Below are 25,033 nucleotides of genomic sequence, written 5' to 3' on the forward strand. Positions count from 1 at the left end.
CTAGCGGAAGCTGATTTTGGGGAACAGGCTTTTCTTCGGTGCGGTTTTCGGACCTACACGTTCATCAATTGCCGCAGCAATCTTGTCGGCGATGGCAGCATAAGCCTTGGAATGTTCGCCGTCCGGATCGGTATGGATGATCGGTTTGCCTTCGTCCGCGCCAAGGCGGATTTTAAGGTCGAGCGGAATTTCGCCAAGGAAGGGTACGCCAAGTTCGTCGGCGGCCTTGCGGGCACCACCATGATCAAAGACATGATCGACATGGCCACATTCCGGGCATTTATAATAGCTCATGTTCTCGATCAGGCCCATCACCGGAACATTGACCTTGCGGAACATGTTGAGCCCCTTGCGCGCATCCAAAAGGGCAATGTCCTGCGGGGTGGAAACAATCACCGCCCCGGTGACCGGAACGCGCTGCGCCATCGAAAGCTGGATATCGCCTGTACCCGGCGGCATATCGACGACAAGAACGTCAAGCTCGCCCCAGTCGCTGTCGCGCAGCAGCTGCTCAAGCGCGCCCATCGCCATCGGTCCACGCCAGATCACCGGCTGTTCTTCATCGACAAGGAACCCGATCGACATGATGCGGATGCCAAATGCCGATGGCGGCACCATTTTGCCCTCCTTGTCGGAATGGGTTGGCTTGGCATCGCGAAGGCCCATCATGCGCGGCAGGCTCGGCCCATAAATATCGGCATCCAGCAGACCGACCTTCAACCCCTTCGCCGCCAGCGACAGCGCCAGATTGACGGAGGTCGTCGATTTGCCAACCCCGCCCTTGCCCGATGCAACGGTGATGATCGAACGCACGGTTGGCAGTTCAAGCGGCTTTTGCGATGCCCCCTGCGGGCGTTGTCCGGCTTGCGGTGCGGGCCCTTGCGCCCCATGTGTATGGCCATGGGAATGGGGATGCGAATGACCACCTTGCGCCGGGGCAGAAGCCCCCTTCGGACGTTCTGCCGTAAGGGCCACACGGGCCGTTGTGACCCCGTTCACATCGGCAACGGCACGCTCGGCAGCAAGACGAAGGTCTTCAAGCGACGCCCCGCGCTGCGGGTCCACCGCGATCATCACATTGACAGTTTCGTCATGGATATCAATACCTTGAACCATACCCTTTTCGACGATACTCTTGCCGTCAGCCGGATCGATAACCGTCGAAAGGGCTTCAGTAATGCGTTCCCGGTTGGGCGAGGTCATATTGCAGTCTCCGAAAATTGGCTTAAGTCCGTGATCGCACAGAACTTGCAGGCGCGTATCGTTGTTTTGCAGGGCAAGCTGTCATATAAGGCCTTAGGGCGTGGCCCCATTAATTACATGCAACGCCGTCCGGATAAAAGGATTCAGACGGAGTTTGGTGCGCAGATAGGTCAGATGACCACGATAAGCAAGCAATAGGCATGTCATTAATGGGCTCATGTCCCAAGATCGGTAAGCATAAATAAACACCGAACGGCAAGAAGAGGAAGACACTCGATGCCTTGGAATTCACAAGGGGGCGGCGGCCCCTGGGGTGGTGGCGGAAACAATGGCGGCGGCCGCAATCCGTGGGGACAGCGTCCCCAGGGTGGCGGTGGCGGCGGTGGTAACACGCCCCCCGATTTTGATGAAATGATTCGCAAAAGCCAGGAACGCCTCAAGCGGCTGTTCCCCGGTGGTGGCGGTTACAAAGGCTTTGTCCTGATTGGTATCGCCATAATCGGGTTGTGGCTTTTGACCGGTTTCTATCGCGTCCAGCCGGGCGAACAGGGTGTGACACTTCTGTTTGGCAAATGGGTTGGTACAACCGGTCCGGGTCTGAATTATTTCCTGCCCGCCCCGATTGGCGAAGTGATCAAGCCGAACGTCGAACGCACCAACCAGATCGAGATCGGTTATCGTGGTAACGGTACCGGCACTGGCGGCGCGCGCGATGTCCCGGAAGAAAGCCTGATGCTGACCGGTGATCAGAACATTATCGACATTGATTATGTCGTTCAGTGGCGCATCAGCGATGCCGGTGCCTATCTGTTTAATGTTCGCGATCCGGAAAACACCATCAAGCTTGCAGCCGAAAGTGCGATCCGCGAAGTCATCGGCAAAACCAATCTGGAAGAAGCCCTGACGGTCGGTCGTGTCCGCGTTGAAGAACAGACACGCACCCTGCTGCAATCGATCATGGACGGCTATGCTTCGGGTATTTTCATTGCAGAAGTGAAAATGCAGAAAGTTGACCCGCCGCGTGACGTTATCGATGCGTTCAACGACGTACAGCGTGCCCGTCAGGACCGTGACCGTTCACAGAACGAAGCACTGGCCTATCGCAACGACATCATCCCGCGTGCAAAAGGTGAAGCAGAACGTCTTGTTCTCGAAGCTCGTGCATACAAAGATCAGGTTGTAAAAAATGCCCAGGGTGAAGCAGAACGCTTTATCTCGGTTTATAATTCCTATCTGACCGCGAAAGATGTCACCACACGTCGTCTGTATCTTGAAACCATGCAGGATGTTCTCAAGAACTCCAACAAGGTCATTCTTGATCAGAACGGTGAAGGTGCAAACGGCGTTGTTCCCTATCTGCCGTTGCCTGAAATCCAGAAACGCGCGAATGCAGGAGGCAATAACTAATGGCTAGTCCTAAACTTATTGCTGCCGGCGTCGTTGTCGTTATTGGTGCCGTCGTTGCATCCATGTGCATGTTTACCGTTCGTCAGGACCAGCAGGCGCTGGTGCTTCAGTTCGGTAATCCGGTCCATGCGGTTTCCGAACCGGGCCTGCATTTCAAGCTGCCGATTCAGAATGTGGAATATTACGAGCGCCGCATTCTTGAACTTGATCCGCCGGTTCAGCAGGTTCTTCTGTCGGACCAGAAGCGTGTCAATGTTGACAGCTTTGCCCGTTGGAGAATCGTTGACCCGCTGCAGTTCCGTCAGCGTGCAACCAACTCGGCGAACTTTGTTCAGCTGTTTGGTCAGCGTCTGAACTCGGTTATTCGTGGCGAACTTGCACAGGCTCCGCTTGTGTCGCTTCTGTCGGATAACCGGTCGCAGATCATGGAGAAAATCCAGGCAACCCTGATCGAGCCGGCAAAGGAATTCGGCGTCGAGCTGATCGATGTTCGTATCGGTCGTACAGATCTTCCGCAGGAAACGTCGCAGGCGGTGTATAACCGTATGCGTTCTTCGCGTATCGCCGAAGCCGCACAGCTTCGCGCCGAGGGTGAAGAGCTCAAAGCGAAAATTCAGGCAGAAGCAGATCGTGAACGCGTCGGCATTCTGGCCGAAGCCCGCCGTCAGGCAGAAGTTCTGCGCGGTGAAGGTGACGGTCAGCGGAACATCGTTCTTGGTGAAGCCTATGGCAAGGATGCCGGTTTCTTCGAGTTCTATCGTTCGCTGGAAGCCTATCGTGAGGCACTTTCAGATGGTTCGACCATGGTGATTTCACCGGATTCCGAATTCTTCCAGTACTTTAACAACTCGTCGCCTGGCGCAACGCGCTAGACAAACGGGTGCTGGACAAAGCACTAGGGCGACCGGCATAGTGTGCCGGTCGCCCTTTTTTGTTTGAAAATAATGTCCTGTTGATAGTTATATCGCACTCAGGTTCATAGAAACGCCGGAACGTCCACGCCCATGAAGGAACTCGTTACAGCTGTTCTCCTGGCCATCGCGCTGGAGGGAATGTTTTATTCGCTGTTCCCGGGCGGCGCCAAACGTGTGATGGAACTGGTGCAGGAAATCCCCGAATCCCAATTACGGATCGGCGGCCTTGTTGCCGCAGTCGTCGCCATCGCCGCGATCTGGGGCGTGCGGGTCTGGCTTTGAAGATAAAGTTCGGGGCCATTTCGCGCATATTTGCGCCTTCCGGTGTGCAAACACAGAAAAACCCGGGCTCTTCCTTGATTTTTCTCAGGCTTGCCAAATTTCTGACAAACTCGGCGCTAACTTGGCTAGTTAAGCGGTGCATGAACTATCCAAAAGAACAGCATCGCGTGCTGCAAAAATTCAATACCGTGAACGCGGCAACGAACAGGATCAGACACATGCTAAAAGCATTATACAACCCGGCGCGAAGCAAATTTACGGCTGCGCTGGTGATTGTTCTTCTTGGCGTGACCAGCGTCTCGCAGATTGCGAACGCTCGCCCCGCTCCTGAAAGTTTCGCAGACTTGGCCGAAAAGCTTCTGCCCAGTGTGGTAAATATCTCGACCAGTCAGATGGTGGCCGAACGCCAGGGTCCGGACTTCCAGTTCCCCCCCGGCTCGCCGTTTGAAGATCTTTTCAAGGACTTCATGGATCGCAACGGACAAGGTGGTGGACAAGGCCAGGGCCAGACTCCCCAGCAGCGCCGTGCGACCGCACTGGGTTCGGGCTTTATCATCTCGGCTGACGGTTACATCGTGACCAACAACCATGTGATTGACGGTGCCGACGAAATCACGGTGCGCCTGCATGATGGCGATACGCTTCCGGCGAAACTGATCGGTCGCGACCCGAAAACGGATGTCGCACTTCTGAAAGTCGAACCGACAGAAGACCTGCCTTTCGTTAAATGGGGGGATTCAGATCATTCCCGCATCGGCGATTGGGCGATGGCGATCGGTAACCCGTTCGGCCTTGGCGGCACGGTGACCGCCGGGATCATTTCGGCACGTAATCGTGACATCAATCAGGGTCCGTATGACGATTTCATCCAGACCGATGCCTCCATCAACCGCGGGAACTCCGGCGGACCGCTGTTCAACCTTGATGGCGACGTCATCGGGATCAACAGCGCGATCTATTCGCCGTCCGGTGGTTCGGTCGGGATCGGTTTTGCCATTCCCTCGGCAATTGCACAGTCGGTTGTCGAACAGCTCAAGGAATATGGCCGGACCCGCCGTGGCTGGCTTGGCGTTCACATCCAGACCGTGACCGACGATATCGCGGACTCGGTCGGCCTTGATGAATCAACCGGTGCAATGGTTGCCGGTGTATCCGAAGACGGCCCTGCAAAAGCCGCCGGCATCAAACAGGGTGACGTCATCCTGTCGTTCGATGGCAAGGAAGTCGAAAGCATGCGTCGCCTGCCGCGGATCGTTGCCGAAACCAAAATCGGCAAGGATGTCGATGTGGTGATCTGGCGTGACGGTGAAAAGAAAACCGTTCAGGTCGAACTCGGCGAACTTGAAGAAGAAACCGTCGCAACCGCGGCAGAACCGGGTGAAGAACAGTCGCCTGCCGCCATTGCCGAAGCTGAAATCAAGGCACTTGGCCTCAAGGTCGCCAATGTCGATGATGAACTGCGCCGCCGCTATAACCTCGCCGAAGGCACCGAAGGTGTCATCGTGACCGATGTGAATGGTGACAGCTATGCCGCAGAAAAAGGTGTCCGCCCGGGCGACATTATTATCGAGGCATCGCACAGCTCGGTTTCGACCGTCGAAGAAGTAGCCGATGCGGTTAAAAAGGCACTTGATGATGATAAACGCACCATCCTGATGCTGATTGAAACCTCGGCAGGCCCGCGTTACTTCGGCCTGACCCTGAACAAGGAAGAATAAGGCCTTCGGGTTTTACTCTACGATGATCAAAAAAGGGCGGCCCTTGCGGGTCGCCCTTTTTGCTACGCGTTTTTCTGACTGCCTGGATCAGATCACAAAATCGGATTTGGCATAGCCCTGCAGATAAAGCAGTGCTGTCAGATCACCATGATTAATGCAGATGCGCGCCTGTTCCTGAACTGCGGGCTTGGCATGAAAAGCCACACCTGTCCCGGCAAGCGAGATCATCTGCAGATCATTGGCACCATCGCCAACCGCAATGGCATCCTCAACCCCAATTCCCTGCTCTGCCGACAGTTTTTCAAGCGCATCGACCTTGGCCTGACGGTCCAGAACCGGTTTTTGTACCTTCCCGGTCAGCTTGCCGTCCTGGGTGATCAGAACATTGGCCTGATCAAAATCAAAACCAAGTTCGCGGCGCACCGCACCGGTAAAATAATCAAACCCACCCGACACAAGGGCGGCAAAGGCACCATTGGCCTTCATGGTCGCAACTAGGGTTTTCGCCCCGCCGGTATATTCAATTTCTTTCCAGGCTTCGGCCAGCATATCGGTCGACATGCCATCAAGCAGCCCGACGCGTTCATCAAGGGCAGCCTCGAAATCAAGTTCGCCATTCATCGCGCGTGCCGTAATCGCGGCGACATGGTCCTTGACCCCGGCAAAGGCAGCAAGTTCATCAAGGGTCTCCCCCGTCACCATAGTGCTATCCATATCGGCAATCAGCAATTTCTTGCGACGCGTTTTGGCAGTCTGGGTCACGGCATCAACACCAAGACCGGCATCACGTAACGCCGTATCGGCAATATCAAGGCTCAGCCCGGCAAAGCCGATATCGCATGCCTCGCGCGTCGCCAGCCACGAAACATCCCCGACACGCGCCCCGGCCCCGGCCAGAACTGTTTTGGCACGCGCGACAATATCGTCACCTAGCGCGTTCGAATTGGGGGCAGCGATCAGGGTCAGGACCAGATCCATGGATTGCAGACTCCTTGGCATGGCGAAAGATTAATAATATTGCGCTCTTTATCCGTATTGCGACCGGCAAAGACAAGAGCCGTTTTATCAAAGCCGCCCCTCTACGCAGTTTTTGTCCCGCAATGATGACGCTAATATCTATGCCTTGCCGATCGAAGCCCATAAACTGGTCGACCACGATAAATTGAATGATTGAAAGTGCCTTTCCGATGTCGGCCCAGACCACAGCCCCCTTCCAACCCGTCCTGATCGTTGCCGGACCAACCGCCAGCGGTAAGTCCGCGTTGGCGCTTGATCTGGCGGAGGCGTTTGACGGCGTGGTGATCAATGCCGACAGCATGCAGGTTTATAAGGAACTACGTGTGTTAAGTGCGCGCCCTGATGACAACGAGACCGCTCGCGCGCCGCATCGGCTTTATGGCGTGTTGTCCGGGCGCGAGGCATGTTCGGCCGGGAAATGGCGCGACATGGCGATCGCGGAAATTGCAGAATGCCATGCAAAGCGCAAGCTTCCGATCGTTACCGGGGGGACGGGCATGTATCTGAATGCCCTGACCGAGGGGATCGCCCCGATCCCCGATATTCCCGCCGGGATTCGCCAACAGATCACCGCTGATCTGGAAAAAGCCGGGCACCAGGCGTTTTTCAATGATTTTGCCAAACGCGATCCTGACACGGCCGCCACCCTTGATCCGTCAAACACCCAGCGCCTGATCCGTGCGGCCGAAGTTCTGGCGGGAACCGGGCGCGGTCTTGCAGACTGGCATCACGAGCCGATGGTGAGACCACCCGAAGGCATGGTTTTCAAAAAGCTGTGCTACATGCCGCCGCGCGACATCCTTTATGATCGCTGCAACCGGCGTTTCGATTTGATGATCGAGCAGGGAGCAATCGAGGAAGTCCGCGGACTTCTGGCCGAAAACCTGCCGGAAACGGCCCCTGTGATGAAAGCCGTCGGGGTGCGCGAGATCGCAGCCTACCTTGGCGGCCAGATTGATCTTGAGACAGCAAAAGAGAAATCACAGCGCGAAACCCGGCGTTATGCCAAGCGGCAATTAACGTGGTTTCGACATCAGATGAGTGACAAGGAGATCATCGACGCGCAATATTCGGAAAGTTTGGCAGACAAATTGCGTAATGATGTTCACCAATTTCTGTTGACCACGCCAAAGTGAGGCGATAGGTTGGCCCTTCCGCCGTCGAAATGGCGGAAAACCGCCGTTTCGGCGGATTTTTCAACTCCAGTTCAAGGGTAATTGGATCATGTATCAACCACGCGGTTATCACGCGGCACGTTGTTGTCGCTAAGGAAGAGGCTCGAAAATCATGGCAGAACGTATTTTAAGCGGTTCGGAAGTAGTGTTGCAGGCTCTGGTCGATCAGGGTGTGGAAGTCGTGTTCGGCTATCCCGGCGGCGCCGTCCTACCGCTATATGACGAGATATTTAAACAAAACCGGATTCGTCATATCCTAGTACGCCATGAACAGGCTGCCGTGCATGCCGCCGAAGGTTACGCACGTTCGACCGGAAAAGTCGGCGTTGTTCTGGTAACCAGCGGACCGGGTGCAACGAATGCCGTTACCGGCCTCACCGATGCGTTGATGGATTCGATTCCCGTCGTCTGCCTTACCGGGCAGGTTCCGACCCACCTGATTGGCAATGATGCGTTTCAGGAAGCCGACACCACCGGCATCACCCGCCCCTGCACCAAGCATAACTACCTGGTGAAGGACAGTGCGAAGCTTGCCCGCACGATGCATGAAGCATTCCATGTTGCGTCAAGCGGCCGCCCGGGTCCGGTCGTGATCGACCTGCCGAAAGATATTCTGGTCGCCAAGGCACCGTATCTTGAACCTTCACAGGTTCAGCACCGCACCTACAACCCGGTTGTCAAAGGCGACCGCCGCCAGATCGAGGAAGCGCTCGAACTGCTGGCATCGGCGAAAAAGCCGATCCTGTATTGCGGTGGTGGCGTGATCAATTCCGGCAGTCAGGCCTGCAAGGTCCTGACGGAATTCACCCGCCTGACCGGTGTTCCGATTACGCTGACCCTGATGGGCCTTGGTGCCTATCCGGCATCGGACAAACAGTATCTTGGCATGCTCGGCATGCACGGCACCTACGAAGCCAACATGGCGATGCATGATTGCGATGTCATGATTGCGGTTGGTGCACGTTTTGATGACCGCGTGACCGGCAACCTAGATTTCTTCTCGCCGGGCTCACAGAAAGTCCAGATCGATATTGATCAAAGCTCGATCAACAAGAACGTTCCGGTTGATATCGGGATTGTTGGCGATGTCGGTCATGTCCTTGAAGACATGATGAAAATCTGGAAAGCCAAACAGCACAAGATCGAAGCCAAGGCGCTTGATAGCTGGTGGGACGAGATTGAAGGCTGGCGTGGTAAACACTGCCTGTCCTACAAACAACCCAAGGACATCATCAAGCCGCAGCACGTGATCCGTCGCCTGCATGCGCTGACGCGTGATCGCAAGACCTACATCACCACCGATGTCGGGCAGCACCAGATGTGGGCAGCCCAGCATTTCGGGTTTGAACATCCGCATGAATGGATGACGTCCGGTGGTCTTGGCACCATGGGGTATGGCATGCCCGCCGCCCTTGGGGTCCAGGTTGCCCACCCGGATGCAACCGTGATCTGCTTTACCGGTGATGCATCGATCATGATGAACATTCAGGAATGCGCGACGCTGACCCAGTATCGCCTGCCGGTGAAAACCGTCATCCTGAACAACCGTTACATGGGCATGGTCCGCCAGTGGCAGCAGCTTCTGCACGGGTCGCGCTATTCGGAAAGTTACAGCGAATCCCTTCCGGATTTCGTCAAACTGTCCGAGGCATTCGGCTTTACCGGTATGACCTGTAACAACGCGGCCGATCTTGATGATGCCCTGACCAGGATGCTTGAAATCGATGGTCCGGTGATCCTCGACGTTGCCGTGGATGACAAGGAAAACTGCTATCCGATGATTCCGTCGGGCAAGCCGCATAATGAAATGCTGCTTGGTGCGGAAACCACCGGTGACGAAGCCATTGATTCCGACGAAGGGATGGTTCTGGTCTGATCCGCGAAACCCGTTCGCGACAAGACATCATCAAAACCAAAATCAAAGGCCGGGCCGGGCTGCACACTGAATGCGCCCGCCCGCGCCCTAGCGGAGCAAGACCCGTGAAAGAAACCGAAATTTCGAAACACACGATATCCGTTCTGGTGGATAACGAAGCAGGCGTTCTGGCCCGTGTCATCGGCCTGTTTTCCGGCCGTGGCTATAACATCGAAAGCCTGACCGTGGCCGAGGTTGACGCCAGTTCCCACCAGTCCCGCATCACCGTTGTCACCTCGGGCACGCCCATGGTGATCGAACAGATCAAGGCACAGCTTTCACGTCTGGTGCCGGTTCACAAGGTCAGCGATCTGACCCTTGCCGGACCGTGCGTTGAACGTGAACTTGCCCTGGTCAAGGTGATTGCATCGGGTGAAAAGCGCGTCGAGTCCCTGCGTATTGCCGATATTTTCAAGGCACGCGCAGTCGATGCGACCAACAGTTCCTTCGTCTTCGAAATCATCGGAAGCCCGGAAAAAATCGACGCCTTCATCAAATTGATGGAGCCGTTGGGGCTTTCGGAAACTTCGCGCACGGGTGTCGCAGCAATTTCGCGCGGCACGCTGACGATGTGAGTTCGCCGGGGATGCCTTGGCATTCCCGCTTTAACTAATTTGATCCATCCGCCACGCAAACAAAAATCGCGTGGTCCAACGTCCAGAGGTATCGAAAGATGCGTGTTTATTACGACCGCGATGCAGATGTTAATCTGATCAAGACCAAAAAAGTTGCCATCATTGGTTACGGTTCGCAGGGCCATGCCCATGCGCTGAACCTTCATGATTCCGGTGTTAAAGACGTTGTTGTCGGCCTTCGTGAAGGTTCTTCGTCGCGTAAAAAGGCTGAAAATGCCGGCCTGAAAACCATGACCCCGGCCGAAGCCGCGGCTTGGGCAGATGTTGTCATGATCCTGACCCCGGATGAACACCAGGCTGCGATCTATGCCAACGAACTGCGCGACAACCTGAAAGACGGTGCCGCCCTTCTGTTCGCACACGGCCTTAACGTCCATTTCGGCCTGATCGAGCCGCGCGCTGATCTTGACGTCATGATGATCGCACCGAAAGGCCCGGGCCACACGGTTCGTTCCGAATACAAACGTGGCGGCGGCGTACCCTGCCTTGTTGCCATCGAACAGAACGCTTCGGGCAACGCGCTTGAACTCGCACTTTCCTACGCATCGGCAATCGGTGGCGGACGTTCGGGCGTGATCGAAACCACCTTCCGCGAAGAATGCGAAACCGACCTGTTCGGTGAACAGGCTGTTCTTTGCGGCGGTCTGACCCAGTTGATCAAATACGGTTTTGAGACCCTGACCGAAGCTGGTTATGCTCCGGAAATGGCCTATTTCGAATGCCTGCACGAAGTGAAACTGATCGTCGACCTGATGTATGAAGGCGGCATGGCCAACATGCGTTACTCGATCTCGAACACTGCGGAATATGGCGACTATGTCACTGGCCCGCGCGTGATCGACGCATCGGTCAAAGAACGCATGAAAGAAGTTCTTGCCGACATTCAGGAAGGCAAATTCGTTCGTGACTTCGTTCAGGAAATGCATTGCGGCCAGCCGATGTTCAAGGCAACCCGTCGCCTGAACGCCGAACACGAAATCGAAGAAGTCGGTACCAAACTGCGCGCGATGATGCCGTGGATTGCTGCCAACCAGCTCGTCGACAAAGAAAAGAACTAAGCTTTACGCTTTGTTTTGCAAAACGGCCGTCCCGATGGGGCGGCCGTTTTTGTTTGTCCGCACACAACAGCCATGATGTGTTTGGGGTGGATTTTACAGGCCGATCCGCGTAATCCTGACCTTTAAAACTTTAACTCAAACATGAGCATTTTGAATGTCGGACTTTATCGATATCGCCCCGGAAGTCGCCGAAGCCCTTGCTGCTGGCAAGCCGGTTGTCGCCCTTGAATCCACCATCATCTCGCACGGGATGCCCTATCCGCAGAACCTTGAAACCGCGCAAGCGGTTGAACAGGATGTGTGCGATAATGGCGCAATCCCGGCCACCATCGCGGTGATCGGCGGGCGTTGCAAAATCGGCCTGTCACCGTCGGAACTGGAATATTTTGCCAAGGGTACCGACATTCTGAAACTTTCGCGCCGGGACATCCCATACTGCATCGCCAAGAAACGCGATGGTGCGACCACCGTTTCGGCAACCATGATTCTGGCAGAAAAGGCCGGCATCAAGGTCTTTGCCACCGGTGGGATTGGCGGGGTTCACCGCGAACTGGCAGCGAGTTTCGATATCTCCGCCGATTTGACCGAACTTGGCAAGACCAGTGTTGCCGTCGTCTGCGCCGGAGCCAAGGCGATCCTTGATATTCCGATGACACTTGAACATCTCGAAACGCTGGGTGTGCCGGTCATTTCATATGGCACGGATGAATTCCCGGCTTTCTATACCGTCAAAAGCGGCCAGAAAGCCCCGATCCGCCTTGATAGTCCGGCCGAGATTGCCGAATTCCTGAAATCGAAATGGGAATTTGGTCTTGAAGGCGGGGCTGTAATCGGCAACCCGCCGCCGGCTGACAAGGCATTGGAACTTGATGCCATCGAACATGCGATTGACAGTGCGCTGATCGAAGCCAAGGGCCTTAACATCCATGGTCGCGAAGTCACGCCCTTCCTTCTGGAACGCGTGACCCAGCATACCAAGGGCAAAAGCCTTGAAGCCAATATTGCGCTGGTGCGCAACAATGCGGCCCTTGGTGCCAAAATCGCGGTTGCGCTGGCAGGCTAAGCCCGCCCCATTCCGATTAAAAAAGGCAGCCATCCAGGCTGCCTTTTTTTTATTCCGGTGCCTTGGCAACCGGTCCGGAATAGGCCGGATCAAGTCGGGTATCTGCCACCGGCTCGCCCCAGACATTGGCGCAGGGCAAAACACCGGCCCAGACTGGCAGACCATAATCTTCCTCGTCATCGACCGGATCACCGGTGCGGACCTTGGCCGATACCTCGTTCAGGTCAAAACCAAGGAACATGGTGGCCTTGAGCTCCTGTTCATTGGGATGACGGATCTGGTCCCAGCGGCCTTTGGACAGCTTTTCGACAAACAGCCGGGAATGTTCCATTTTGCCTTCCGGGTCGGTTACGATTTCGCCCCTGCCGTAAATCACGACCGAACGGTAATTGGCCGAGTGATGAAAGGCCGAACGCGCCATCACCAGACCGTCCAGATGCGTAATGCACAGGCAGGCTTCCTCGCCATTGGCGATGGCCGCCAGAATGCGGTTCTTCGATGCACCATGGATATAAATCCGTTCCCCCACGCGCCAATGCGCCGTCGGGATCATGGACGGGCGACCATTCACGATGGTGCCAACATGACAGATCAGGGCATCATCAATGATACCATGCACAAGTTTTCGGTCGTAACTGGCACGTTTGGGGCCACGCACCACTTTGGTTGCGGAATGGACTTCGTATTGTGCCGGAAGTGCGGTGGTATCTGACATTTTCTTTGTTCTCTGTAGCTTCTGGTGACGCAAGGGGCTGACGTCATCATCGACAGAATTGGACTTTATCACAGGTCCGTTATAAGAATTTTGACAGAACCAATTTCAACATCATGCGTCACCGATTGGCCAATATGCGCAGCGACTACACCTGGATTTATCCCAGCCATACCGCCAAAGCCGACAATGCGAAGGAAGACAGCGCCTATCGCAGGCTTTATCTTGGCATCCGCCAGGCCATTCTGGACAGGCGGTTACATCCGGGCGAGAAGCTGCCCGCCAGTCGTGACCTGGCCAAAAGCCTTGGCGTTTCGCGCAATACGGTGGTGACCAGTTTCGATTTGCTGGTATCCGAGGGCTATCTAGAAACCCGGATCGGTGCCGGAAGCTTCGTTGCCAGCAGCCTGCCCGACCGGGAAATGACCGCCACCGCCACACCCGAAGCACTGGACCCGGTGCGCAAGGCGACCCGCCCCGTCCGCCTGAGCCAGAGTGCCACACGCATGCTGGCCTATGACCGACGGTTTCCCCGGTTTCGCGTGGCGCGTCCGTTTAACCCGGCGACACCGGATCTTGATGCCTTTCCATTTGATCTGTGGGCACGGTTGTTGCGCCGAAGCTGGCGGGCACCGGCACTTGACCTGACCATCCCGGTTGATCCGCTTGGAATGCCTTCATTACGGGACGAGGTTGCCAAATGGTTGCGGCAATCGCGCGGGGTTAAATGCGATGCCGATCAGGTGATGATTGTTTCAGGTGCGCAGCAGGCGCTGGACCTGATTGCGCGTGCCCTTGTGGATCCGGGTGACGTGATCGCGACCGAGGACCCGGGTTACGAAGGCATTCGCGGGGTTCTGGCGGCCAGTGGTGCCACCTTGCTGCCGATCCCGGTGGACGGCGAAGGATTGCAGGTAGATCAGCTAGGCAGGGGTGAACCGGCCCGGATCGTCGTCACCACACCATCACGCAATTATCCGCTGGGCACGACATTGTCGCTTGCCCGTCGTCTTGCCCTCTTGCAATGGGCAGACGCCCATGATGCGTGGATTGTCGAAGACGATTATGACAGCGATTATCGCTATGACGGACCGCCGTTATCGTCCCTTCAGGGATTGGATCGGCAAAATCGTGTGCTTTATGTCGGCACGTTTTCGCGCGTCCTGTTTCCCGGTATCCGGCTTGGCTATCTGGTTCTGCCGCCTGCCCTGATCCCGGTATTTCGCGGGATGCGCGGCTTTGCCGATGGTGTGCCTGCCCCAACCGCACAGGCCGCATTGGCCGCCTTCTTCGCCGAGGGGCACTTTGGCGGTCATGTCCGCAAGATGCGGCTGAGTTACGGGGAACGAAGGGCACATCTGCGCGAACTGATCGAAACACGTGCCAGTGATATTTTGCAGGTCCTGCCGTCAGATGGGGGGCTTCATCTTTGCGCAAGACTGTTGACCGCAAAGGATGATGTGGACGTGCAGGAACGGATGGTTCATGCGCAGCTCGATTGCCGCGCCCTTTCATCCTATTACCATGATAAATCAGAAGAAAATCGCGCCACCCTGCCGCAAGGGCTGGTGCTTGGATTTGCCGGATGGAAAAAGAATGTCATTTCGCAAAGTTTCGATGAACTGATCAATCTGGTCCGCCGTACATGATGATGTACCCCGAGCCAGAGAGAGCGCATCGGCATCCCCTCTATGCTGTCACAGTCGATGTGCTCTCTCACCCTTTTGCCCCTCTCCCTCCCCCAAAGGTACGAGTTCCCGGATGCCCTCTGCTTCTGTCGCCCCGGTTGCCATCATGTGGTTTCGCAATGACCTGCGTCTTGCCGACAACCCGGCATTGAATGCCAGCATAAAATGGGCACAGCAAAATAACGGCATCGTGCTTCCGGTCTTTATCCTTGACCCGGTGATTGATGCCCAACTGGGCGGGGCGACGCGCTGGTGGCTGGAAAAAAGTCTGGCACGACTTGATGAAAGCCTTGCCAAGGCTGCGGGGGGAAAATCCCCCTGTCTGAGGATTTTCAAATCAGACGCACGGGACGTTTTCAATCAGTTACAGGCTGATCACAAAATCGGCGCGCTTTTCTGGAACCGGCTTTATGACAAGGCATCCATCACGCGCGATACCGATATCAAGTCGACCATGCGCGATCACGATATCGAATGCGAAAGCTTCAATGGCCAATTGCTGTATGAGCCATGGGAAGTCAAAACCGGTGCCGGGACCGACTTCAAGGTTTTCAGCCCGTTCTGGCGAGCGTGTTTGAAACTGCCACCCCCGGCAGAACCGAAAAAAGCCCCCGAAAAGATCCCGCTTGGTAATCTGAACCTGGCCAATGAAACGGATATTGCCGGGCTTGATCTGTCGCCCAAGCCGTTTGACTGGGCCATGGGCTTTGCCGACCGGTTCACACCCGGCGAACAGGGCGCGATGGATCAGCTTTACGGTTTCATCGATGACCGGTTGGTTGATTATGCGGACTTGCGCGACCGGCCCGATCATCGGGTGACATCGGAACTTTCGCCGCATCTGCGCTTTGGCGAGATCAGCCCGCGCCAGGTCTGGCACGCAGCAGACCATTATGCCGACGCCCATCTCGGCCAAGGCAAAACCGCATCAAAATTCATGGCCGAACTGGGCTGGCGGGAATTTGCCCATCATGTGCTGTTTCACGCCAGGGATCTGAAATCCGTGCCGCTTCAGGGCCAGTTCACAGAATTCCCATGGGTCGATGATCCAAAGGCGCTTGAACGCTGGCAACGCGGGCAGACCGGTTTTCCGATTGTCGATGCCGGGATGCGGGAACTTTGGCATACAGGCTATATGCATAACCGGGTGCGAATGATTGTCGGATCGGTACTGGTCAAACACCTTCTGATCCACTGGCACGAAGGACTGGCGTGGTTTGACGATACGCTTGTTGATGCCTGCCCGGCCAACAATCCGTTTTCATGGCAGTGGATTGGGGGATGTGGTGCCGATGCCGCCCCCTATTTCCGGATTTTCAATCCGGTCCTGCAAGGCGAGAAATTTGACCCGAATGGAAGTTACGTTCGGCAATGGGTGCCGGAACTTGCCGACATGCCCGACCAGTATATCCACAAACCATGGGATGCATCCCCCTTGATCCTGAAAGCCGCCGGGGTGGATTTGGGCCAGACCTATCCCGAACCCCTGATCGGGATCAAGGAAGGCCGTGAACGCGCGCTGGCGGCCTATCAGGATATGAAACGCGCGGTAGCTTAGGCTGCACTTACCGCGCCTTGCGCAAATACCAGATCAGGTTATCCATCGTGTTTGGCAGCAGGGTGCCACTCGAACAGATTGCAGCTTCGACAAAACTGTCCCGATAACCTTTGCTTTTGGCATTATCAAGCTTGAGGATTGCGGTTCCGACCGCGCAACGGTTCTGCTCCTTGTCTTTGCCAAAGGCAACGAAGCCCTCTGCCCCGTTTGGATGGCCGGGTTTGCCAACGATGGTGTAATCGGAAACCAAAGGCCGCCATCGTTCTTCAAATGCGAGACGGGTATGGATGAATTTCTTTAGTCCGGATGGCATGTCGTCCGTCGCCCAATAGGCTATTCTTACCTGCCCCTTGCCGCCATCAAGTTCCCAATTGTAATGGGCGGCTGCCGTTTCGAAAAACCCGTCCCTTGGCAAATCCCGAACAGAGGTCACCGACATTCCCGATGCTTCGGCGATATTGAACTGTTCCTGATAGACAACGTCGCTTTCGGCCGGAAACTCGTTACTGGTCACGCATGTCGACAAAGCCAGGATCAGCGGCAAAAGGAGTAGATGATGCAAGACCAACATTAGTCCCAATGCAGATCCCCAATCTGTCTACTTCCAGAACAGCTTCTGCTTTTCGAATTTCTTCCATGCCTTATCAAGCCCCTGCAGGCGATGATCGGCGCGTGCGCCGAACCAGCCGGAAATCAGACCAATGGCGACCATACCATCTTTGGAAAGTTGCGGTTTCAATGCCATTAGCCGCGCCTCGGCCACCGCGACATCATTCAGCCAGCCAAGGATTTCCTGAAGGGTTGCCAGTTCCTTGCGAAACTTCTTTGCCGGTTTCCCGTCATAAACCTCGCCAAAGAAATCGCTGCCATATCGCATCTGTTTGACATCCAGACGCAGGGCATGAAGTTGCGGTATGGTCAGTTTGCCAACATCGCTGCCACGCTTGGTCAGGCGTTTATAGGCGCGGCTCAGCAAGGGTTCGGCCAGTTTGGTCACGGAGGCCGACATTGCCTTCATCTGGCTGGCATCCGCCCCTGATGCCCAGCGTGAATAGCTTGACCATGCGCCAAGCAGCAGCAGGAGTTGCTGATACTCGAAACTTTCAAGCATCTCGCGCGCGGTCACCAAGGCCGCTTCGCGCTGTTTGGCTGCCGCCTTGCGCAAATCGGTAATCCCCGGATGATCGGGAAAGCGTTCCTCGACCATCGGCAGGGTTTCATTGAGGAAAACATCCCAGTCGCGCAGGCCATCAAGCGCCTTGGTGCAATGTTTCAGCAGGCGGCGGATCAGAACGCCCTCTCCCTGCGGCAGGTTTTTCTTGAACAGGTTGAACGCAACCCGAAGTCGCCGCATGCCAACCCGCATCTGATGACAGCCTTCGATATGAAGGTCTTCACGCACGCAGACCTCGTTCCCAAGGATCATGCGAAGCCCCTGCGCCAGTACCGCCCGAAACGCGGTTTCGGCCGACATATCGGCAACAAGCCCGCCGGGGGCCGCCTTGTAAAAGCCCGGCACCTCGTTCAGATAAAGCGCCCGCCCGCGCGATGCCTTGGACCGCAGGCTCAGGAACAGGGGCACGGTGCGTTGCAGTTCAAGTGCCAGGTCAAACAGGGCGGCAGGATGGCCTTCCTTCAGCTCCAGCTCCACCTCGGACAGGGGGGATTCCTTTTCCGCGGTGCGCACCACGCCCTGATCGATTGCCAGTTCCATGATCGCGTCGCGATAGGTCAGGTCAACGGCACTGCGTTTCAGGTCGGTTTCAAAAATCCGGTCGATCTTCTTCTTTTTAACATGCCTGTCGAGCAAGCCGACCACGTCTTCGTCGGTGAATTTATCCAGATCAAGAACACCGTCGGGCAGTTCGACATTCCATTCATGACGTTCGGGCAGTGCTTCGCGCATGCCGTTCGATGCCTTGACGGTCTGCTCCCACCCCTTGGTGCCCTTTTTGCGGACCCGCAGCGCCAGTCCCTTGCGGGCAAGCGAAAGTTTGGGCGTGTCGTGATAGATGGATACAAGATGGGTGGTCAGAAGGCGGCGGCCTTCCTTGACCTCGCGCAGGACGGGTGCCTGTTTCAAACGCGATACGTGCTTCGGATCGATGCGGAGTTTCAGTTCGATCTCGATCTGCTTTTCGGCCATCAGGGTCCCCCGGATGTTCTTGTTATTGCAGCGCAGAACACGCTGTCTGCCATAACGTCATAGCCCGAATTGTGTTTCAGCAGTTTGAAACCAGCCGCCAGACATCATGGTAACGGGATGTAAAATTTCCGCAACATTCCTGACATAACCATATCTTTTCAAGCATTAAAGTTGCGGCTGATATCTTGCGCGCACGGTTGTTTTCATTTGAAACCTGAACCGTCGCGATACGTTCGTTTGATCATAAAAAGTATGAGGAATGGTCGAATCCCGTCGACGAATCGCAAATTTGTCGAGGGTGAAAAGGTGCCGTTGCCTGCGATTCCCTCCCTTTTCTGACGGCATATAAAGTTTTTCAAAAAAGTTCTTGATTTGTTCTTTTTGTTGTGGCATAAAGACAAAGTCAACGGGAGAAATGCACCCGGACCGAAACCCGCAAGGCCTTGTGCCTCGCGGGTTTTTGCGTTTGGGGCTGGATCAGAGAGGTGATCAGGATGCAGCCGGCAAGGACACAGACAGGATGGCGGGGCGATCCGCAGGATAATGATGGGTGGATGGAGAAGCAATTACGGCGGCATTCCGCGTTAGTTCTAACACGCTTTTAATATGCTTGTATGTCATGATGGGAGAGGTGCGTCTTGTCGGGGAAAGGACCCCGAATTTGCCGGAGAGTGGCAGCGATGGCAGCAGCGGGTTGTGGCGCATCGGCGGTGAACAGGTTGGGGGCAGTACGCCCGAAGACCGTCTGTTGGTGAAGATGGCAGATGCCCGAGGTGTGTCTGGACGTCGGAATGGCAAGTTGCCGCCGTGGCCGGAGCAGGCAACGAGCCGGTGGGCCGCCTGCTGGCAAGGTTGGCTGAAGCTCGTGGTTTGTCTGGACGCCGGGGAAGCAGGTTTTCGCCGTGGCCGGAAGGTGATCGAAGTGGGCAACGAGCCCGTGGACCGTCTGTGGGCCGTCCGTCGGCAAGGTTGCTGGAGGCCCGAGATTTGTTCGGGCTTTGCGGTCATGGCATCGCCGAAAGTGGCCAGACCGGGCAGCGAGATCGTGGGCAGCCTGTCGACCGTCTGCTGTCGGGGATGGCAAAGGCCAGCGGTGTGTCGAGGCTTCCGATGGTTGGGGGAAGTGCCGTCATTGCCGGAGGCGACCGGAACGAGCAGTGAGCCAGCGGGCCGACTGTTCGCGAGGATAGCGAAGGCCCGTGATGTGTCGGGGGCTTCCGGGATGGCAGGAAGTGTCGGCATGGCCGGAAGTGATCGGAGCGGGTCGGAAGCCCGAAGGCGGAGTGGATGCGGCGCGACATCGGTGCGTGGTTCCTGTGACCTGCCCCACCAAACTTTCGGCCATGATTGCAGGCGTGCTCAGTCGGCAAGTCCCTGAAACCTGAACGGTTTTTCTTCTTCGAAGGACGGGGCGGCATCCCCGGCATAGACATTGCGCTGATCCGGCCCGAGGTCGAGCTTTTTCACCCTGCCGGTTTCCGCACTGAAATCGATATTCTTGAGATCGACCCAGAAGGTGTTCGGGGTCAGGGCGGATTCAAAGAAATACAGCATTCGCTTGTGATCGGCGACCGTGCGCCAGCGGGTGGAGGAAATGTTGGGTTCGTTTGGTGTTGAAATGCCAAACGGGACCGAGACATTGCGGATGACGCTGAACACGCTGGCAAGGGCAACGACCGGGTCCTCGTCCCTGGGGATTGCGTTGATATAGAACGCGGCGCGGGCAAACCGGTCGGCAGACCGGTTGGTGCCGGGCAGCATCACGGTTCCGCCGACCTGCTTCCAATAGGCATTCTGCGCAAGCTGATGTTCGAAAATGGGCGAGTTTGTCATGACCTGATAATCGCGGTCGTGATGGATGACCTGTTTGCCGTCGATATATTCGATAATCGCGCTGTCGCCCGTGGCATCCGAGATCGAGAGATGCAAGGTCGCAAGCCGGTTTTCGCCCGGCATCTGGTCGGTGACGACGACAAAGGGTTCCTTGGCAAGTGCCGCAACCGCATCAGACACCGTCGCAAAATTATCGAGCACATATTGCGCCCAGGCCGCAATCGAAAGCCCCGGCTTTGTCCCGTCATAGGGCGGATATTCGGACTCGACCAGCCAAAGCACATTGGCCGACAATCCGGCTTCGTTCAGACCATCGGTCGTTGCGATGTCATAGGCGCTGGCGATGACGCTGCCGTATCTGGAGACCCATTTGACGGAATTTGGCCCGACTTCCCCGCCCCGTTCCATACCCCGCGGGAAAATCCACAGATTGGTGGCAATATCGGATTTCCAGTCCATGGAGCGCGCGGTGATCACATCATTATCCGCCCCGTGATAGACGGCCCGCGTGCAAGCCTCGGCAACGGGAAGAAGGACGGCTGTGGACATCAGTCCCGAGACAATCATCATCGTTGCAATGCGTGTCCGTCGGTCCATCGGGTTCTTCCTTTGCGCAATCCGATTTCATCCTGCCTGATCGCGATTATGTCGGGCACGGCAACCAACCGCAACCATTGCGAAAGTGTGGATGGATAAAATTCAATTTGACTGGAATTTCAGGCACAAAAAACCCGGCCAATGGCCGGGTCATTTTGGGCTACCTAAAGATGGTGCCCGGGGGCGGATTCGAACCACCGACACGCGGATTTTCAGTCCACTGCTCTACCAACTGAGCTACCCGGGCATTCTGTAGGCGTCTCCGTTTCCGGAGCGTTCCCTGCGGAACGAGCGGGGTTATACAAACTCCTTTGGGGCTTGTCCAGCCTCAAATCGCATTTTTTTTATGCGTGAAAATCTTCTTCATCTTCAAGGTCTTCAAGATACTCCGGCGGCTCGGTCACCGGGACGGCATAGCTTTCGTTCAGCCATTTGCCAAGGTCGAGATCGGCACAGCGTTTCGAACAGAACGGCTTGTATTTTTCCACCACCGGCTTGCCGCACATGGCACAGCCCGAGCCTGCTGTTTTAACTGTGTTTTTTTCAACCATTTCAGAGTTTCTCCAGCCTGTAGTCTGCGCGTGACAGGGTTTCATCGGCGGCCAGTTCCGGCGCCATCCCCATCGCACGTTCAAGAATTTGTTGCCCAGTGGTCCCCGGCGCAAGGGTATCAATCATTTCCGGGGCGACATGAAGCCGATAACGCCCCGCCTGCCCGGCCCGCAAATCACGAGTCACGGAACGCAGAATGGCATTCAATGCCGCCGTCCGCGTTGGCACGGGATCGGGCCGCGATGCCTGCATCAGTTCGGCAAGGGCAATACCGCCGCGCTGCCGGGTCAGTTCAAACAGGCCCAGCCGTGTGAAGCCGCCAAACTGGACGGCACCGCTCATTTCCGGGCCAAAGGCATTGCGAAGGGCGGTTTCGAACCGGTCGCGCGATGCCTTGCCCGCCATGCGAAGCGGATCGATCACCACCAGACCGCCGATATTGCGCAATTGCAATTGCCGGACGATTTCAGACGCCGCACGTAGATTGACCTGTTCGGCACGCCGTGCCTGATCATGGTCGGCATCCGATCCGCCCGCATTCACATCAATCGCGCACAGTGCCGTCGTCTGTTCGACCGCAATCCAGCCACCACCCGGAAGCGGCACACGCGGTTGCAGCGCGGTTGCGATGTCGTCTTCGATATCCTGATCATCAAACAGCAGGCGCGCACCGTCATGACGCACCAGATGCGCGTCATCGAAACCACGTGCGCGTAACAGGCCGCGCAGACGGACAAACTCGTCGGTACCATCAACAATGCACTCGCCGCCCGCCATCACATGGCGTTCGATCAACTGATCGGCATCCGATAATGCCTTGAACACCAGAACCGGTTTTACCGGCGATGCCAGAGCGTTTCGGGCCTGCGTCCAGACGGCGCGAAGCTGCTTAAGCTCGCCCGTCAGGGCAGCGTCATCCCAATCGATTGCCAGACTGCGCAGCGTGATGCTTTCCTCGCGCGCGACAAGTCCCTTGCACAGGGCCGACAATGATGCACGGCGGTCTTCGTCCTTGAGCCTGCGGGGGAGTTCTATTAATCCGCCGCCTTTTTGCTCGTTCGGACGCAGGATCATACCGAGCCCCTCGATCGCGATGCGCCCGGTCAGTTTCGGGCCCTTATCCTCGAACCCGAGGCGGGAAATCTGCACGATGACCCACTGGCCTTCGTGAAGCGGGCCATCCACACGATCAAACGGCAGCAAGCCATCGGCAACGCCATCAAGGGCGACCATGGCCGCCGCCATTTCGGGAAGAATTTTGGAAACACGGCCCAGATGAATGTCAAAGCGCGCCGGGCCACCACGATCAATCCACAGACGCGACAACCGGTCATTGCCTATCAGGGCAATGCGCCGTTCGCATGCGACGGCATCAATCAGCAGGCGGTCCGTTTCTGTTCCGCCAGCCACCATGATCACGCCCCCTGCCGGAAGCCAAGACCGCGCAGCATGCTATCAACCTCGCACAGCGACAGGCCAACAACATTGGAATAGGACCCGGTGATGCTTTTAACGAAGGTTGCGGCATATCCCTGAATGGCATAGGCGCCAGCCTTGCCCTGCCATTCGTCATGGGACAGGTAGCGCGCAAGATCGTCTTCGCCAAGACGGCGGAAAATCACCTGTGTTTCGATCACGCGGGCGCGGGTGGTGCCATCGGGCGCAATCACGCACAGGCCACCATAAACACGATGACGACGGCCAGACAGCAATGTCAGGAATTTACGCGCCTCTGCCGTATCGGATGCCTTGCCAAGTGCGCGACGGCCACAGGCGACAACCGTATCGGCGGCAAGAACAAAGCCGCCCGCATGATCGTTGGCGACCGCACGCGCCTTTTCCTCGGCCAGGCGGAGTGCCAGCCGACGCGGACTTTCGTCGTCATGCGGGGTTTCGTCGATATCGGCAGGGACAACCTGATCCGGCACAATTCCGATCTGCGCCAGCAGCTCAAGACGCCGCGGCGATGCAGAGGCCAAAATCAGTTTCGACAAGTCGCGGCTCCCCACAGACATCCAAAGCCAAACCAGAAGGGTTGTAGACACAGCAAAACGCAACCATGCGCGCAAACCTAAACTGCGCGCCCGGCAACGTCAATTTTTGCGGTATTACAGGTTCCGGATTACTTGAAACGGAAGGTAATACGACCCTTGGTCAGGTCATAAGGCGTCATTTCGACGCTGACGCGGTCACCAGCAAGAACACGAATACGGTTCTTGCGCATCTTGCCCGAGGTATGAGCAAGAATTTCGTGATCATTGTCCAGCTTCACGCGAAACATCGCATTGGGCAGAAGTTCGACAACAGTGCCCTGAAACTCGATAACGTCTTCTTTAGCCATGAGACTCCTAGCTTTCGTATTGCAATATCAATTACCGGTGGCCCGCAAACTGCTCCGAACGCGCCAAAAGGTCAAGCCCTTTCACACAAGGCACAAAGCGGCCCAGCACTGCATTTCGGGCATGCCGTGCGCATGACCACCGAACATCGCAAACCTTTGCCGGGAAATCATGTTGTTGCGCGTGGTCTATCGCCTTTATGGTTTAGGGTCAGGACCTAGAGCCGCCACATGAAGGACCGCATGACCATGACTGCCAAACATCCCTATCCCGTCGCCCCGCCCCATATCAGGATCGCCACCGCGCAGGATGTTGACGATATCCATGCCATGCTGTTTGAAATTGCGCGTGCGACCGGGTGCGAGGACAAGTTCAAAAGCAAACCCGAAGACCTGGCGCGTGACGGGTTTGGCCACCGCCCCGCGTTCGAGGCGTTGATCGCACATGACGGTGACGTACCGGTTGGGCTGTGCCTTTATTTTCCGAGCTATTCGACATTTCGCGGCAAGGCCGGGATTTACATTCAGGACCTGTTTGTCGCCCCGGAATATCGCGGCGGCGGTTTTGCCCGGCACCTGATCGCAAAGGTTGCCGAACGGGCCCGTTCACAAGGCGGGCACTATATCCGCCTGTCGGTCGATGCCGAAAACATCATCGGGCAGCGTTTCTATGCCCGCATCGGGATGCGGCATGCCCATGATGAACGCATTCATGTGCTGGACGGGGATGCGTTTGACGCATTGATTGACGGCCCGGACGGGGCATCCGGTTAAACCTTGGGTGCAGGGCCAACCGGGAACCGTTCAAGAATGCGCTTTTTGATCTGGTCGCGGACCTGACGGTAGGCTTCGAGGCGGACTTCGCGCGAACCTTCGACAATTGTGGCATCGAAGGTATTCCAGAATTCGACATCGCACGCCATGGTGCGGGTCATTTCGACCGCCCTGTGCTGGGCTTCGGGTGACAGGGTAATGATCAGATCGAAAAACCCGTCTTCAAGTTCGTCAAAGGTTTTGGATTTATAGGTCGAGATGTCCAGCCCGATTTCTTCCATGACCGCGACGGCAAAGCCATCAAGATCACCGGCGCGCAAGCCGCAGCTTTCAACATAGACCTTTGTTCCGTGATAATGACGCATGATTGCAGCCGCCATCACGGATCTTACAGCGTTGAAGCTACAGGCAAAAAGAACCGAACCGGGAAGTTCTTCTGCCACCGTGC

General features: G+C 56.4%; 24 protein-coding genes and 1 tRNA gene. 13 read left to right on the forward strand and 12 right to left on the reverse strand.

The genetic code is table 11. From position 1 onward, the window contains the following. Positions 1-1,203 carry an Mrp/NBP35 family ATP-binding protein gene (locus J7395_RS00585; RefSeq protein ID WP_062958387.1) on the reverse strand — a complete coding sequence of 401 codons (1,203 nt, stop codon included), beginning with the start codon at positions 1,201-1,203 and terminating at the stop codon, positions 1-3. Positions 1,204-1,479: 276 nt separating this feature from the next. On the opposite strand from J7395_RS00585, the gene hflK reads away from it, so the two are divergent. The 4 genes from hflK (at position 1,480) to J7395_RS00605 (ending at position 5,524) form a co-directional block, all read left to right on the forward strand. Next, positions 1,480-2,610 (forward strand): FtsH protease activity modulator HflK, encoded by a 1,131-nt coding sequence (hflK, locus tag J7395_RS00590; protein WP_062953334.1) that lies wholly within the window; start codon positions 1,480-1,482, stop codon positions 2,608-2,610. Continuing rightward, a complete protein-coding gene (locus tag J7395_RS00595) occupies positions 2,610-3,482 on the forward strand; it encodes a protease modulator HflC (RefSeq protein WP_062953333.1) in 873 nt (290 codons plus the stop codon). The genes hflK and J7395_RS00595 overlap by 1 nt, the downstream gene beginning before the upstream one ends. Before the next feature lie 132 nt (positions 3,483-3,614). Further along, on the forward strand, positions 3,615-3,806 hold the full coding sequence (locus J7395_RS00600; protein WP_062953332.1) for a DUF2065 domain-containing protein: 192 nt from the start codon (positions 3,615-3,617) through the stop codon (positions 3,804-3,806). A 218-nt stretch (positions 3,807-4,024) separates the two neighbouring features. Then, positions 4,025-5,524, forward strand: a complete 1,500-nt coding sequence (locus J7395_RS00605) for a DegQ family serine endoprotease (protein ID WP_062958388.1) — start codon at positions 4,025-4,027, stop codon at positions 5,522-5,524. 87 nt (positions 5,525-5,611) lie between these two features. Here J7395_RS00605 and serB read toward each other — a convergent pair whose 3' ends face one another. Further along, complete coding sequence (serB, locus tag J7395_RS00610) at positions 5,612-6,502, reverse strand: phosphoserine phosphatase SerB (protein ID WP_209220215.1); 891 nt, start codon at positions 6,500-6,502, stop codon at positions 5,612-5,614. Positions 6,503-6,690: 188 nt separating this feature from the next. On the opposite strand from serB, the gene miaA reads away from it, so the two are divergent. From miaA to J7395_RS00635, 5 genes are all read left to right on the forward strand, one after another. Further along, on the forward strand, positions 6,691-7,677 hold the full coding sequence (gene miaA / locus J7395_RS00615) for a tRNA (adenosine(37)-N6)-dimethylallyltransferase MiaA (RefSeq protein WP_247741911.1): 987 nt from the start codon (positions 6,691-6,693) through the stop codon (positions 7,675-7,677). Positions 7,678-7,828: 151 nt separating this feature from the next. After that, positions 7,829-9,592 (forward strand): acetolactate synthase 3 large subunit, encoded by a 1,764-nt coding sequence (locus tag J7395_RS00620; protein ID WP_037989849.1) that lies wholly within the window; start codon positions 7,829-7,831, stop codon positions 9,590-9,592. Between the two features lie 104 nt (positions 9,593-9,696). Continuing rightward, entirely contained in the window at positions 9,697-10,206 is a 510-nt protein-coding gene (gene ilvN / locus J7395_RS00625) for an acetolactate synthase small subunit (protein ID WP_037989846.1), read from the forward strand. 98 nt (positions 10,207-10,304) lie between these two features. Further along, a complete protein-coding gene (ilvC, locus tag J7395_RS00630) occupies positions 10,305-11,324 on the forward strand; it encodes a ketol-acid reductoisomerase (protein ID WP_007092048.1) in 1,020 nt (339 codons plus the stop codon). Between the two features lie 154 nt (positions 11,325-11,478). Continuing rightward, a complete protein-coding gene (locus J7395_RS00635; protein ID WP_209220216.1) occupies positions 11,479-12,387 on the forward strand; it encodes a pseudouridine-5'-phosphate glycosidase in 909 nt (302 codons plus the stop codon). A gap of 49 nt (positions 12,388-12,436) precedes the next feature. On the opposite strand, the gene J7395_RS00640 is transcribed toward J7395_RS00635, so the two are convergent. Further along, a complete protein-coding gene (locus J7395_RS00640; protein WP_209220217.1) occupies positions 12,437-13,102 on the reverse strand; it encodes a pyridoxamine 5'-phosphate oxidase family protein in 666 nt (221 codons plus the stop codon). A gap of 134 nt (positions 13,103-13,236) precedes the next feature. Here J7395_RS00640 and J7395_RS00645 point away from each other — a divergent pair, with 134 nt between their 5' ends. Together J7395_RS00645 and J7395_RS00650 are read left to right on the forward strand one after the other, a co-directional pair. Then, positions 13,237-14,748 carry a PLP-dependent aminotransferase family protein gene (locus tag J7395_RS00645; protein WP_209220218.1) on the forward strand — a complete coding sequence of 504 codons (1,512 nt, stop codon included), beginning with the start codon at positions 13,237-13,239 and terminating at the stop codon, positions 14,746-14,748. A 112-nt stretch (positions 14,749-14,860) separates the two neighbouring features. Continuing rightward, positions 14,861-16,345: a deoxyribodipyrimidine photo-lyase gene (locus tag J7395_RS00650; protein ID WP_209220219.1), complete on the forward strand. Its 1,485-nt coding sequence runs from the start codon at positions 14,861-14,863 to the stop codon at positions 16,343-16,345. 7 nt (positions 16,346-16,352) lie between these two features. Here J7395_RS00650 and J7395_RS00655 read toward each other — a convergent pair whose 3' ends face one another. Both J7395_RS00655 and J7395_RS00660 read right to left on the reverse strand, forming a co-directional pair. Further along, a complete protein-coding gene (locus J7395_RS00655; protein WP_209220220.1) occupies positions 16,353-16,907 on the reverse strand; it encodes a hypothetical protein in 555 nt (184 codons plus the stop codon). 36 nt (positions 16,908-16,943) lie between these two features. After that, a complete protein-coding gene (locus tag J7395_RS00660; RefSeq protein WP_209220221.1) occupies positions 16,944-18,491 on the reverse strand; it encodes a CYTH and CHAD domain-containing protein in 1,548 nt (515 codons plus the stop codon). Between the two features lie 948 nt (positions 18,492-19,439). Here J7395_RS00660 and J7395_RS00665 point away from each other — a divergent pair. Continuing rightward, a complete protein-coding gene (locus J7395_RS00665; protein ID WP_209220222.1) occupies positions 19,440-19,652 on the forward strand; it encodes a hypothetical protein in 213 nt (70 codons plus the stop codon). 198 nt (positions 19,653-19,850) lie between these two features. On the opposite strand, the gene J7395_RS00670 is transcribed toward J7395_RS00665, so the two are convergent. The 6 genes from J7395_RS00670 to infA form a co-directional block, all read right to left on the reverse strand. Next, positions 19,851-20,921 (reverse strand): linear amide C-N hydrolase, encoded by a 1,071-nt coding sequence (locus J7395_RS00670; protein WP_247741912.1) that lies wholly within the window; start codon positions 20,919-20,921, stop codon positions 19,851-19,853. A gap of 171 nt (positions 20,922-21,092) precedes the next feature. Next, positions 21,093-21,168: transfer RNA gene (locus tag J7395_RS00675), tRNA-Phe, on the reverse strand. Between the two features lie 97 nt (positions 21,169-21,265). Then, on the reverse strand, positions 21,266-21,472 hold the full coding sequence (yacG, locus tag J7395_RS00680) for a DNA gyrase inhibitor YacG (RefSeq protein ID WP_062953319.1): 207 nt from the start codon (positions 21,470-21,472) through the stop codon (positions 21,266-21,268). Between the two features lies 1 nt (position 21,473). Further along, complete coding sequence (locus J7395_RS00685) at positions 21,474-22,886, reverse strand: ribonuclease E/G (RefSeq protein WP_209220223.1); 1,413 nt, start codon at positions 22,884-22,886, stop codon at positions 21,474-21,476. Positions 22,887-22,888: 2 nt separating this feature from the next. Further along, positions 22,889-23,467, reverse strand: a complete 579-nt coding sequence (locus tag J7395_RS00690; protein ID WP_209220224.1) for a nucleoside triphosphate pyrophosphatase — start codon at positions 23,465-23,467, stop codon at positions 22,889-22,891. Between the two features lie 128 nt (positions 23,468-23,595). Continuing rightward, complete coding sequence (infA, locus tag J7395_RS00695; RefSeq protein WP_007092059.1) at positions 23,596-23,814, reverse strand: translation initiation factor IF-1; 219 nt, start codon at positions 23,812-23,814, stop codon at positions 23,596-23,598. A gap of 246 nt (positions 23,815-24,060) precedes the next feature. Here infA and J7395_RS00700 point away from each other — a divergent pair, with 246 nt between their 5' ends. Then, positions 24,061-24,585, forward strand: coding sequence for a GNAT family N-acetyltransferase (locus J7395_RS00700; protein ID WP_209220225.1), 525 nt, complete (start codon positions 24,061-24,063; stop codon positions 24,583-24,585). On the opposite strand, the gene J7395_RS00705 is transcribed toward J7395_RS00700, so the two are convergent. After that, complete coding sequence (locus J7395_RS00705) at positions 24,582-25,028, reverse strand: arsenate reductase ArsC (RefSeq protein WP_062953316.1); 447 nt, start codon at positions 25,026-25,028, stop codon at positions 24,582-24,584. The two genes, J7395_RS00700 and J7395_RS00705, sit on opposite strands and share 4 nt — an antisense overlap. Positions 25,029-25,033: the final 5 nt, after the last annotated feature.

It is taken from the genome of Thalassospira sp. A3_1, from assembly GCF_017744215.1.
In the GTDB taxonomy this organism is placed as follows: domain Bacteria; phylum Pseudomonadota; class Alphaproteobacteria; order Rhodospirillales; family Thalassospiraceae; genus Thalassospira; species Thalassospira lucentensis_A.

Coding starts and splice junctions, on each gene's coding strand:
- J7395_RS00585 (WP_062958387.1), bottom strand. CDS start 1,203: ATGACCTCGCCCAACCGGGAACGCATTACTGAAGCCCTTTCGACGGTT.
- hflK (WP_062953334.1), top strand. CDS start 1,480: ATGCCTTGGAATTCACAAGGGGGCGGCGGCCCCTGGGGTGGTGGCGGA.
- J7395_RS00595 (WP_062953333.1), top strand. CDS start 2,610: ATGGCTAGTCCTAAACTTATTGCTGCCGGCGTCGTTGTCGTTATTGGT.
- J7395_RS00600 (WP_062953332.1), top strand. CDS start 3,615: ATGAAGGAACTCGTTACAGCTGTTCTCCTGGCCATCGCGCTGGAGGGA.
- J7395_RS00605 (WP_062958388.1), top strand. CDS start 4,025: ATGCTAAAAGCATTATACAACCCGGCGCGAAGCAAATTTACGGCTGCG.
- serB (WP_209220215.1), bottom strand. CDS start 6,502: ATGGATCTGGTCCTGACCCTGATCGCTGCCCCCAATTCGAACGCGCTA.
- miaA (WP_247741911.1), top strand. CDS start 6,691: ATGATTGAAAGTGCCTTTCCGATGTCGGCCCAGACCACAGCCCCCTTC.
- J7395_RS00620 (WP_037989849.1), top strand. CDS start 7,829: ATGGCAGAACGTATTTTAAGCGGTTCGGAAGTAGTGTTGCAGGCTCTG.
- ilvC (WP_007092048.1), top strand. CDS start 10,305: ATGCGTGTTTATTACGACCGCGATGCAGATGTTAATCTGATCAAGACC.
- J7395_RS00635 (WP_209220216.1), top strand. CDS start 11,479: ATGTCGGACTTTATCGATATCGCCCCGGAAGTCGCCGAAGCCCTTGCT.
- J7395_RS00640 (WP_209220217.1), bottom strand. CDS start 13,102: ATGTCAGATACCACCGCACTTCCGGCACAATACGAAGTCCATTCCGCA.
- J7395_RS00645 (WP_209220218.1), top strand. CDS start 13,237: ATGCGCAGCGACTACACCTGGATTTATCCCAGCCATACCGCCAAAGCC.
- J7395_RS00650 (WP_209220219.1), top strand. CDS start 14,861: ATGCCCTCTGCTTCTGTCGCCCCGGTTGCCATCATGTGGTTTCGCAAT.
- J7395_RS00660 (WP_209220221.1), bottom strand. CDS start 18,491: ATGGCCGAAAAGCAGATCGAGATCGAACTGAAACTCCGCATCGATCCG.
- J7395_RS00670 (WP_247741912.1), bottom strand. CDS start 20,921: ATGGACCGACGGACACGCATTGCAACGATGATGATTGTCTCGGGACTG.
- yacG (WP_062953319.1), bottom strand. CDS start 21,472: ATGGTTGAAAAAAACACAGTTAAAACAGCAGGCTCGGGCTGTGCCATG.
- J7395_RS00685 (WP_209220223.1), bottom strand. CDS start 22,886: ATGGTGGCTGGCGGAACAGAAACGGACCGCCTGCTGATTGATGCCGTC.
- infA (WP_007092059.1), bottom strand. CDS start 23,814: ATGGCTAAAGAAGACGTTATCGAGTTTCAGGGCACTGTTGTCGAACTT.
- J7395_RS00700 (WP_209220225.1), top strand. CDS start 24,061: ATGACTGCCAAACATCCCTATCCCGTCGCCCCGCCCCATATCAGGATC.